Origin of the sequence: Paracoccus sp. FO-3, assembly GCF_006386455.1 — a bacterium.
GTDB classification, from domain to species: Bacteria; Pseudomonadota; Alphaproteobacteria; order Rhodobacterales; family Rhodobacteraceae; genus Paracoccus; species Paracoccus versutus.
In genome coordinates this window covers 1-8,693 of the sequence record NZ_VCBQ01000148.1, presented here as the reverse complement: position 1 = coordinate 8,693, position 8,693 = coordinate 1, and the positions used below count along the sequence as shown (strand labels likewise).

9 protein-coding genes are annotated in these 8,693 nt (G+C 69.9%); 5 read left to right on the top strand and 4 right to left on the bottom strand.

Annotated features, from left to right (window positions below; all coding sequences use genetic code 11):
• The 5 genes from FE811_RS24410 to FE811_RS24390 form a co-directional block, all read left to right on the top strand.
• A partial coding sequence (locus FE811_RS24410) for an IclR family transcriptional regulator C-terminal domain-containing protein (protein ID WP_305034199.1) occupies positions 1-285 on the top strand: 285 nt, incomplete at its 5' end.
• Complete coding sequence (locus FE811_RS24405; protein ID WP_140849112.1) at positions 282-1,451, top strand: acetyl-CoA acetyltransferase; 1,170 nt, start codon at positions 282-284, stop codon at positions 1,449-1,451. The genes FE811_RS24410 and FE811_RS24405, both read left to right, overlap by 4 nt.
• Positions 1,448-3,049 carry an acyl-CoA synthetase gene (locus tag FE811_RS24400; RefSeq protein WP_140849110.1) on the top strand — a complete coding sequence of 534 codons (1,602 nt, stop codon included), beginning with the start codon at positions 1,448-1,450 and terminating at the stop codon, positions 3,047-3,049. The genes FE811_RS24405 and FE811_RS24400 overlap by 4 nt, the downstream gene beginning before the upstream one ends.
• Positions 3,046-3,873, top strand: coding sequence for a PCC domain-containing protein (locus FE811_RS24395; RefSeq protein WP_140849108.1), 828 nt, complete (start codon positions 3,046-3,048; stop codon positions 3,871-3,873). Before FE811_RS24400 ends, FE811_RS24395 begins: the two co-directional genes overlap by 4 nt.
• On the top strand, positions 3,870-4,631 hold the full coding sequence (locus FE811_RS24390; protein WP_072461212.1) for an SDR family NAD(P)-dependent oxidoreductase: 762 nt from the start codon (positions 3,870-3,872) through the stop codon (positions 4,629-4,631). The genes FE811_RS24395 and FE811_RS24390 overlap by 4 nt, the downstream gene beginning before the upstream one ends.
• 60 nt (positions 4,632-4,691) lie before the next feature.
• On the opposite strand, the gene FE811_RS24385 is transcribed toward FE811_RS24390, so the two are convergent.
• The 4 genes from FE811_RS24385 to FE811_RS24370 all read right to left on the bottom strand — a co-directional run.
• Positions 4,692-5,549: a hypothetical protein gene (locus FE811_RS24385; RefSeq protein ID WP_140849106.1), complete on the bottom strand. Its 858-nt coding sequence runs from the start codon at positions 5,547-5,549 to the stop codon at positions 4,692-4,694.
• 88 nt (positions 5,550-5,637) lie between these two features.
• Positions 5,638-7,344: an iron ABC transporter permease gene (locus FE811_RS24380; protein WP_140849104.1), complete on the bottom strand. Its 1,707-nt coding sequence runs from the start codon at positions 7,342-7,344 to the stop codon at positions 5,638-5,640.
• A complete protein-coding gene (locus FE811_RS24375) occupies positions 7,334-8,317 on the bottom strand; it encodes an ABC transporter substrate-binding protein (RefSeq protein ID WP_140849102.1) in 984 nt (327 codons plus the stop codon). The genes FE811_RS24380 and FE811_RS24375 overlap by 11 nt, the downstream gene beginning before the upstream one ends.
• A gap of 48 nt (positions 8,318-8,365) precedes the next feature.
• A partial coding sequence (locus FE811_RS24370; RefSeq protein WP_140849100.1) for a histidine phosphatase family protein occupies positions 8,366-8,693 on the bottom strand: 328 nt, incomplete at its 5' end.

The following is an 8,693-nucleotide window of genomic DNA, read 5'->3' as shown; positions in this document are numbered from 1 at the left end:
CTGGCCCCCGGCCTTGCCCCGGCCCTGGCCGAGGATCTGGCGCAGGCGCGCGCGGCCGGCCATGCGCTGAACCCCGGCCGGGTGGTGCCGGGGTCGTGGGGCCTGGGCGTGGCGATCCTGTGGCCGGACGGGCGGCCGGCCGGCGCGCTGTCCATCGCCGCCATCGAGAACCGCATGGGCGAGGCCCGGCAGGCCGAGCTGGCCGCCCTGCTGCACCGCGAGGCGCGGCTGGTCGAAGCCCGCCTTGCCGCGCTGGACACGCAACCGAAAAGGAACATCGCATGACAGATCCGCTGATCGTCGGCTGGGCACATACGAAATTCGGCAAGTCCGAGGCGCCCGACACGCTGGCCCTGATGGCCGAGGTGGCGCGGCCCGCGCTGGACCATGCCGGCCTGCCGCCCGATGCCGTCGACGGCATCTTCGTCGGCGTCTACAACAACGGCTTCTCGCGCCAGGATTTCCAGGGCGCGCTGGTCGCCATGGGCACGCCGGAACTGGCAGGCGTGCCCTTCATGCGCACGGAAAACGCCTGCGCCACCGGCTCGGCCGCGCTGTATGCGGCGGCGGATTTCATCGCCTCGGGCCGCGGCAAGGTCGCCCTGGTGATCGGCGCCGAGAAGATGAGCGCGACCCCCGGCGACCAGGTCGGCGACATCCTGCTGTCCGCCAGCTACGTCCCCGAGGAGGGCGAGATCCCCGGCGGCTTCGCCGGCGTCTTCGGCCGCATCACCGAGAGCTATTTCCAGCGCCACGGCGACCGTTCCGAGGAACTGGCGACGATCGCCGCCAAGAACCATGAAAACGGCATGCGCAACCCCTATGCGCATATGCAAAAGCCCTTCGACCTGGCCTTCTGCAACACCATCTCGGACAAGAACCCGCGCGTCGCCGGGCCGCTGCGGCGCACCGATTGCTCGCTGGTCTCGGACGGGGCGGCGGCGCTGGTGCTGGCCGCGCCCGAGGTGGCGGCGGAATTGCAGCGCGCCATCCGCTTTCGCGCCCGCGCCCAGGCCGGCGACCTGCTGGCGCTGTCGCGGCGCGATCCCATCGCCTTCGACGGCCCGCACCGGGCCTGGGCGGCGGCGCTCGATCAGGCCGGGCTCGGCATCATGGACCTGGCGCTGGTCGAGACGCATGACTGCTTCACCACCGCCGAGATGATCGAATACGAGGCCATGGGCCTGGCCCCACGTGGCCAGGGCTGGCGCGTCATCCGCGACGGCGTGACCCGGTTCGACGGCGCGCTGCCGGTGAACCCCTCGGGCGGGCTGAAGTCGCGCGGCCATCCCATCGGCGCCACCGGCGTCTCGCAGCATGTCATGGTCGCGATGCAGCTGGCCGGCGATGCCGGCGCCATGCAGGTGCCGGGCGCCAGCTTGGGCGGGGTCTTCAACATGGGCGGCGCGGCGGTCGCCAGCTATTGCTCGATCCTGGAGCGCGTGAAATGACGGAACCCGCCATCGACCCGGCCGGCGGCCAGCGCCCGGTTTCGACCAGGGTGATGAACCTTGCCACCTTCCTGACCCAGGCCGCGCGGCGCGACCCCGACGGCATCGCGCTGGTCATGGGTGAGGCGCGCTGGACCTGGGCCGAGTTCGAGGCCCGCACAGACGCCCTGGCCCATGCGTTGCAAACCCGCTTCGGGCTGCAAAAGGGCGACCGGGTCATGTGCCAGTCGCAGAACTGCATGGAGATGATGCAGGCCATGTTCGCCACCTGGCGCGCCGGCGGCGTCTGGGTGCCCGCGAATTTCCGCCAGACGCCCGAGGAGGTGGCCTGGCTGACCCAATCCTCGGGCGCGACGCTGATGTTCTGCAACGCCGCATTCCCCGACCACGCGGCGGCCTGCGGCGTGACCACGCTGGTCTTCGGCGAGGCCGGTTTCGGCCCCTCGGTGCAGGCGATCACCGCCGAGCATTGGGGAAGCCGCCCGCAGGTCGCCGTGGTGGATCGCGACGATCCCTGCTGGTTCTTCTTTACCTCGGGCACCACGGGCCGGCCCAAGGCCAGCGTTCTGACCCATGGCCAGATGGCCTTCGTGGTGACGAACCACCTGGCCGACCTGATGCCGGGCCTGACGGGCGAGGACGCCTCGCTGGTCGTGGCGCCCCTGTCGCATGGCGCGGGCGTGCATCAGCTGACGCAGGTGGCGCGGGGGGTCAAGACCGTGCTGCTGCCGACCGAGCGTTTCGACGCGGCGCAGGTCTGGGATCTGGTGCGGGAATGGCGGGTGTCCACCATGTTCACCGTGCCGACCATCCTGAAACTGCTGGTCGAGCATCCGGCGACGGTGGCGGCCGACACCTCGTCGCTGCGCTATGTGATCTATGCCGGCGCACCGATGTATCGCGTGGACCAGCAAAGGGCGCTGCGCGTCCTGGGCAAGGTGCTGGTGCAATATTTCGGCCTGGGCGAATGCACCGGCAACATCACCGTCCTGCCCGCGCATCTGCACGAGGCCGAGGACGGCCCTGCCACCCGCCTCGGGACCTGCGGCCATGCCCGGACGGGCATCGAGATCCAGGTCCAGGACGACCAGGGCCGCGAATTGCCGCCCGGCCAGACCGGCGAGATCTGCGTCATCGGCCCCGCCGTCTTCGCCGGCTATTACCGCAACCCGCAGGCCAATGCGAAGGCGTTCCGCGACGGCTGGTTCCGCACCGGCGACCTGGGCCACATGGACGAGGCGGGGTTCCTGTATATCACCGGGCGCGAGTCGGACATGTTCATCTCGGGCGGCTCGAACGTCTATCCGCGCGAGATCGAGGAAAAGATCCTGACCCATCCCGCCATTTCCGAGGTCGCGGTGCTGGGCGTGCCCGACCCGCTCTGGGGCGAGGTGGGCTGGGCGATCTGCGTCGCCCAAACCCCCGTGGCCGAAGAGGAACTGGCGGCATTCCTGGCCCCGAAACTGTCGCGCTACAAGCTGCCCAAGCGCTTCCTGTTCTGGGAGGCGCTGCCGAAATCGGCCTATGGCAAGATCACCAAGAAGATGATCCGCGAGGAGCTGGAGGCGCGCGGCTTGCTGGAGCAGGCCCCGGCATGAACATGGTCCATCCCGGCCCCCGCGCGGCCGAGCGCGTGCAGGCCCGGCGCGCCGCGCTGCGGCCCATCCACGGCAGGCTGCGCGCGGGCCAGACGGTCATGCAGGCGGTGGGCGATCTGTTCGCCGCTCACGGCTGCAAGGGCGGCGTCCTGTCGCTGGCGGGGGTCCGCTGCGAACCGATGCGCTATGTGCTGCCGGCACTGTCGACCGACGGGCTGCACGCGGCCTGGTATTCCGCGACCCATGCGCCCGCGGGCCGCTGGACCATCGACAGCGCCACCGCCAGCGTGGGCCGCAAGGACGGCGCCCCCTTCCTGCATTGCCACGGCATCTGGTCGGGCGGAGGCGATACCGCCATGGGCCACCTGCTGCCCCTGGATTGCGTCATCGCCGAGGACGCGGCGGTCTCGGGCCTCGGCGCGGCCGAAACCTGGTTCGAGGCCCTGCCCGACCCGGAAACCGCCTTCACGCTGTTCACCCCGCAGGGCGGCGGCGCCGGCCCCGGCCTTTTCGCCCGTATCCTGCCCGGCGAGGACGTGGTCGCGGGCATCGAGAGCCTCGCCGCCCGGCACGGCATCGCCACGGCGCGGCTGCACGGCGTGGGCAGCATCGACCATATCCGCTTCGCCGAGGGGCATCGCATGGACTGCCTGGCCACCGAACTGCGCCTGGACGGCGCGCGGCTGGTCCAGGGCGCGGCGCATGTCCCGATCGAGGTCGTGGACGTCCACGGCCATATCGCGCGCGGCACGCTGGAACGGGGCGCGAACCCCGTCGGCGTGACGCTGGAACTCATCATCGAACCGACAGGGGAAACGCCATGAAAACCGCCATCGTCACCGGGGGCTGCCGCGGCATCGGCCTGGCCGCCACCGAGATCTTCCTGGAGCAGGGCTGGCGCGTTGCCATGGTCGACCGCGACACCGAGGAACTGCACCGGGTCGCGGACGGCATGGAGAACGTGCTGGCGGTCGATGCCGACGTCTCGGACCCCGACCAGGTCGCGCGCATGATGGCCGAGACCGTGGCCGGCTTCGGCCGCGTCGATGCGCTGGTCAACAACGCGGGCGTGGCGCTGTTTTCCCGCGCGGGCCGCACCAGCTTCGAGGAATGGCGCGAGGTGATGGCGACGAACCTGGACGGGGTGTTCCTCTGCACCCAGGCCGCGGCGCCGGAACTGGCCCGGACCGGCGGCGCCATCGTCAACATCGCCTCGATTTCCGGGCTGCGCGCCTCGACCCTGCGGGTGGCCTATGGCACCTCCAAGGCGGCGGTGATCCACCTGACCAAGCAATTCGCCGCGGAACTGGGCGAACTGGGCATCCGCGTCAATTGCGTCGCCCCCGGCCCGGTCAAGACCAAGCTGGCGGCGGCGGTGCATGCGCCCGAGATCATCTCGGCCTATTACGACGCCATCCCGCTGAACCGCTATGGCGAGGCGCGCGAGATCGCCGAGGCCATCGTCTTCCTGTGTTCGGACAAGGCCAGCTTCGTCTCGGGGCAGACGCTGGCGGTGGACGGCGGCTTCGATGCCACCGGCGTCGGCCTGCCGGCGCTCAGGCGCGAGAACGCGCCGGCCTGATCCGCCGGGCGGCGCGCGGATGCGGGCCTGCGGGGCGGAAACGCCCCCGGCCGGCGGGGCCTATTCCATCTGCCGGGCGTAATCCGGGGATTTGAACGCATGTTGCAGCACATGCCGGGCAAAGACCGGCGATGACCACATGATCCTTATGTCGTCATGTTCCCGTGAATAGGCCTCCTCGGCAAGCCGGGTGTTTTCGCCCCTTATCCCGTCGATCCTTCCGGGCGGATGGCCTGCCGCCGCCAGGCACATCTGCCGGGCCATCCAGACCTCGCGCTCATGCTGTTCCGAGGCGAATTCGGTGGTGGACAGCGTCCTGACCGCATCTTCAAGGGCGCCGGCATAATCGTCGGTGATGAAGCTGTCTATCGTGCAGACATATTTCGCGCCGCCCGGATTGAATATCAGGGTCTCCGCGCCGGAAACGGGCGGCGAAGACAATATTGCCTCCGCCGCCAGGATCGCGACCACGTTCAGCAGGGCCTGCCTCAGTTCCGATGAGGTAAAGGTGACGCTTGCCTTGATCTTCTTGTAAAGACTGCCTTCCTCGCTCTCCAAAAGCGCGAAGCCGACATGGACATCCGCGTTCAGGACGCGGATATGCCGCGTGAAGTTGCCTTCCTGATACGAGAAACCGAGCCTTCTCATATAGTCCCGCTGCGTGGACAGGAGATCATCGAAACTCAGCAGCCGAAAGCGGACGAAGGACGCGATTGTCGGTTTTTCGCCCGTCTCGCCAAGCGCCCAAAGCAGGCGCATGAGGGCTTCGAAGACCAATGCCCTTTGCGCGCTGGTCGCCATCATGTCGAGATGCGCGGTCGCGGCCGGCGCACCGGGCGGAACCGCATTCGTCGGCAGGACCAGGCCCGATATTGCCGCCTCGACCATCACGGCGGTATCGGTGAACTCGTCGATCATGACCATATCCGGCACTCCAACCTGTCGACCCTTTTCCGAGCAAACAGCATAAGCCGCTGCCGCTCAAGGTTTTTCCCCGGATGGATCGTCAGCCGCGCCAGGGCAGCGTGCCGCGCGGCAGGTGCGGCGCCAGCCGGTCCAGCGCCAGCGCCATCCCCAGAACCAGCGCCACCGACACCGCCGAAACCGCGGCCGCGGCGGTCGAGTTGCCTTCGTATTGCAGAGCAAAGACCATGACGCCGATGGTCTCGTTGCCGCTGGACCAGAGCAGCGCCGAAAGCGTCAGCTCGTTCAGCGCCGTCATCACCGCCAGCATCGCCCCGGCCGAAAGCGCGGGCAGGACGGCGGGGGCCAGGATCGCCGCCATCCGCCGGACCGGGCCGGCCCCGAACAGCCGCGCCGCCTCGTCCTGCGCCGGCTCGATCGCCGCCGCCGCTGCCAGGACCGGGCGCAGGATCAGGGGCAGGAACCGCGCCAGATAGGCCACGAGCAGGATCGCCCCGGTGCCGTAAAGCGAGCCGATCAGCGGCAGCGGGCGCAGGAAGGTCAGGATCATCGCCAGCGCGACCACCGTGCCCGGCACCACCCAAGGCCCGTCGGCCAGCCAGTCCAGCGCGCGGACCAGCGGGTTTCCCGCCATGACCCGCAGGAAGGCAAAGGGCAGCGCCACCAGCGCGCAAAGCACCGCCGCCGCCACCGACAGCTGAAGCGAATTGGCAAAGGCCCGCACGATGGTCGGATTGGCGAAGGCATCGGCGAAATTGCGCAGGGTCAGGGTGGACGGCCGCAGCTCGACCCCCAGGGCGGGCGACAGCGCCGTCGCCAGCAGGGCCAGCATCGGCAGGACCGCGATCACCGCAAGGACCGCCCAGACCGCCGCCTCGATCCAGGGCCGGGCGCGGCCTGGGTCGAAGGGCTGCATCGCCGCGCCGCTTCCCGTCGGCACCGCCAGCCGCGCCAGCACCAGCGCGCGCAGCGCCAGCGCGGCCAGCGCCAGCGCGACCAGGATCATCGCCAGCACCGCCACCTGCCCCGCGACCGAGGGGCCAAAGCCGTTCAGCCGCTGGTAGATCAGCGTCGTCAGCATCGGGAAGCGTCCCGGAATGCCCAGCAGCGCAGGCACGCCGAAATTCCCCACCGCCGCGGCAAAGGCCAGGATCGCCCCGGCCAGCGCCGCGGGCAGCGCCAGCGGCAGCAGGATGCAGGCGACGATCCGCGCCCGGCCGGCGCCCGCGACCCGCGCCGCCTCGACCAGGTCGGCCGGCAGGCCGGTCAGCGCCGCGCGCATGGCGATGAAGACCAGCGGCATATGCTCGATCCCCATCAGGAAGGCGATGCCCCAGCCGGAATAAAGCGGATTGGTCGTGCCCGGCGGCGGCGCAAGGCCAAGCGGGCGCAGGATGGGCGAACTGTTGCCCGACATCTCGATCCAGGCCAGCGCCAGGGTCTGCGACGGGATCAGCAGGGGCGTGAGGATCAGGAAGCTCATCGCCACCCGCCCGCGCAGCGCGAAAAGCCCGGTCGCCAGCGCCAGCGCCGCGCCAAGGACCAGCGACACCGCCACCGACCCGGCCGAGGCCATGAGCGTGTTGACCAGCGCCCGCCGCGTCGCACGCGCCGACAGAACCTCGGCCATCAGGCCGAAGGCGCGGCCGTCCTCGCCCGCAGCGAAGGCCTCGACGAAAAGCCGGGCCAGGGGCCAGACCGACAGGCCCCCCACCCAGATGAGGACAAGGACGGCGAGCAGGTGCTCGCCGCCCCGCAGGTTCCGCGACAGGGCCGGATCAGCCGCCATAGATCTCGGCGAAGGCTTCCTTGTTGGCCTTGTCCTCGGCCAGCATCCGGGCCGCGTCGGCGGGCAGGATCTTCAGCCCGGCCGGGTCGGGATAGCCCTCGGGCTGGGCCACGCCTTCCAGGATCGGGAAATAGCCCTGGGCGACCGACTGTTCCTGCGCGGCCCTGGAGAGCTGCCAGTCGACAAAGACCTTGGCCGCCTCGACCGCGTCGCTGTCCTTCAGGAGGGCGACGGGCTGGGTCACGATGGACACGCCCTCGGCCGGGAAGACGAAATCGACGGGCGAGCCCTTGGCCTTGGCGTTCAGCGCCATGTATTCGATGATGATGCCATAGGCCTTTTCGCCCCGCGCCACCGCCTCGACCACGGTGCCGTTGCCCTGGCCCGCGACCGCGCCGTTCTTGGCCAGCGTCTCGTAATAGTCCCAGCCGAATTCCGGCTGCTGGGCCATGGTGCCGACATGGATCACCGCGGCGCCGGAATAGAGCGGGCTGGGCATGATCAGGCTGTTCGCCACCTCGGGCCGGGCCAGGTCGGCCCAGGATTGCGGCGGCTCGGCCACCATGGCGGTGTTGTAGATGATGCCGGTGGTGATCATCTTGGTGCCGAAGAAGGTCTTGTCGGGGTCGACCAGCGCCTCGGGGATGCCGGCGACCGGCGCCTCGGCATAGGCCAGCAAGCGGCCGTCGTTCTTGAGCTGCGTCATCGCCACCGCATCGGCGATCAGCATCACGTCGGCGGGCGTCTGGCCGGCGGCGAACTCGGCCGCGAGCTTGGCCATCAGCTCGGTCGTGCCCGAGCGGAACACCTCGACCTTGATCTGGGGGTGGTCCTTGTTGAACGCCTCGACCACGGCGGCCATCTGGTCCTGCGGCTGCGAGGTGTATACGGTGATCGTCTGCGCATCCTGCGCGACGGCCGCTTGCGCCAGCAGGGCGCCGGCCAGCAGGGGAAGAAGGCGAAGGGGTTTCATCTTGTCCTCGTCGGTTTTGCCGTTTCGCAAGGGTGCTAGCGGCGAAAGTCAAAGCGCAGATGACAGTTTCGTGCAGATCCAGCGACAATCGCGGTCCTGCCGCCATTCCACCGCCTCGGCGTTGCCGAGCCGTCGGAAGGGGGCGTCGGTCAGGGCCGCGTGGATTTCGCGCGCCGTGCCGGAATGGGCAACGATCAGCACCGGCAGGGGCGGGACGATGCCGGCCAGCGCGCCGCGGATGCGGGCGCGGAACGCCTGCGGCCCCTCGCCGCCGGGCGGGGTGGCGTCGCGGATCAGGATCGCGCGGTCCCGCCCCTCCCACGCGCCCCAGTTGCGCTCGGCCAGGCCCGGCAGCGGCACCAAGGGCGCGCCGGTG